The sequence below is a fragment of the Microbacterium sp. Bi128 genome (assembly GCF_918698205.1).
In genome coordinates, this window is record NZ_CAKKMM010001169.1 from 1 (window position 1) to 1621 (window position 1621).

The following is a 1621-nucleotide window of genomic DNA, read 5'->3' on the forward strand; positions in this document are numbered from 1 at the left end:
GGGCGGTACCCGTCATGCGATTAGTCCTCCACACTTCCGTGCTGGGCCCGCTCTGAGTCAGCGGAGAGTTCCTGGTCCGCGTCATCGTTCAGTTCCAGGTCGGCCTCGTCGATCGCTTCGTCATCAGCTTCGTCATCAGCTTCGTCATCAGCTTCGTCGAGCACGTCGGATTCCACTGAATCCAGGTCGGACTCGGCGTCGTCAGACTCGAAGTAGCCGGCTTCTGCGTCGTCGGCTCCGTCGTCGCTGGCGAGCTCATCGCCCGCGTTCAAGCCGGCCACTCCGGCTGCGGCGCCGGTGGCTTCTGCCGCGGCAGCGGCACCGGCGGCACGCGGTGCGCGCTCTTCGGTTCCGGCGTGCGTGTCGGCATGCTCCTGCGCCCGGAGGCGGCGCTGCCGTTCCTCCTCGCGGGCTTCTTCTTCCTCGTCCCAGCCGAGATCGATGATGTCGGGTTCCTCGTCAGCCCCGAGGCCCAGCGCGTTTTCGGCAACGGTGGCCTGGCGTTGCCATTTGGCGGCTTCGGCAGCGCGGCCGGCTGCCGTCAGCGCGTCAGCATAGGCACGGAACAGCCGGGGGCTGTAGGAAAAGGCACGGTTGATGTCCAGCTGCGGGATTTCCAGTTCGGAAACCGCGGCGTCGAGCTGCCCGAGGTCGGTGCGGGCCCCGGCTGCAACGATGGCCAGTTCCACCTTGCCGGGGGCGTCGAGATCCTTGGCTTCGTCGGACCGGGCCATGTCCAGGGCACGGTCCGGGCGGCCAAGGCCGCGTTCGCAGTCGGCCATGACCGGCAGGTGCATGTTGGAGCCACTGATCCGGCGGTAGGTCCGGAATTCCCGGAGGGCTTCACCATAGTGGCCGGCTGCGTAGGCCGTCAGGCCGACAGCTTCGCGGACGGACGCGAGGCGTCCGCCACGGCGGCTGGCCGCCAGGGCATGCTGGAAGGCAAGCTCGGGTTCTTCGTCCAGGAGCCGCCCGGCCATGACGAGGTGGCGGGCCACCCATTCGGCGCTGGTGCCTTCGAGGGTCTTGATCTGGTGCTGCGTGGCGCGGTCAAGCTCCTTGCCCGTGACGTCCTCGTCGATCTGGGGTGAACGCTCCCGGTCCGGGCGGTTGGCGCTGCGGAGGTCGCGGGCATTGGGCACGCGAACCGGACGGTCCTCGGGGCGGTCGCGTCCGTACTGGCGCGGGCCTGAGTCGCCACGGTCGAAGCCCCGTGCGGGACGATCCTCGCGGGTGCCGAAGGGCGTGCGGTTCTCGCCGCTGCCGTACGGCTTGCGGTCACGGTCGCCACCGCCGCCGAAGCTGCGCTGGCCGCCGCCTTCACGCGGGGCACGGTCACCATACGGCTTACGGTCACGGTCGCCACCGCCGCTGTACGGCTTACGGTCACCATAGGACGGACGGCTGTCGCCACCAAAGCTGCGCTGATCCTCGCCGTCACGCGGGGCACGGTCACCATAAGGCTTACGGTCGCCGCCGCCGCTGTACGGCTTACGGTCACCATAGGACGGGCGGCTGTCGCCACCAAAGCTGCGCTGGCCCCCGCCTTCACGCGGAGCACGATCACCATAAGGCTTACGGTCACGATCGCCACCACCGCTGTACGGCTTACGGTCACCAT

Annotated in this window: 1 protein-coding gene; it reads right to left on the minus strand. The window is 68.7% G+C overall.

The window, feature by feature from the left end:
- Positions 1-20 precede the first annotated feature (20 nt).
- The coding region (locus tag LQV45_RS30910; RefSeq protein ID WP_230011112.1) for a hypothetical protein at positions 21-1621 on the minus strand (1601 nt) is incomplete at its 5' end.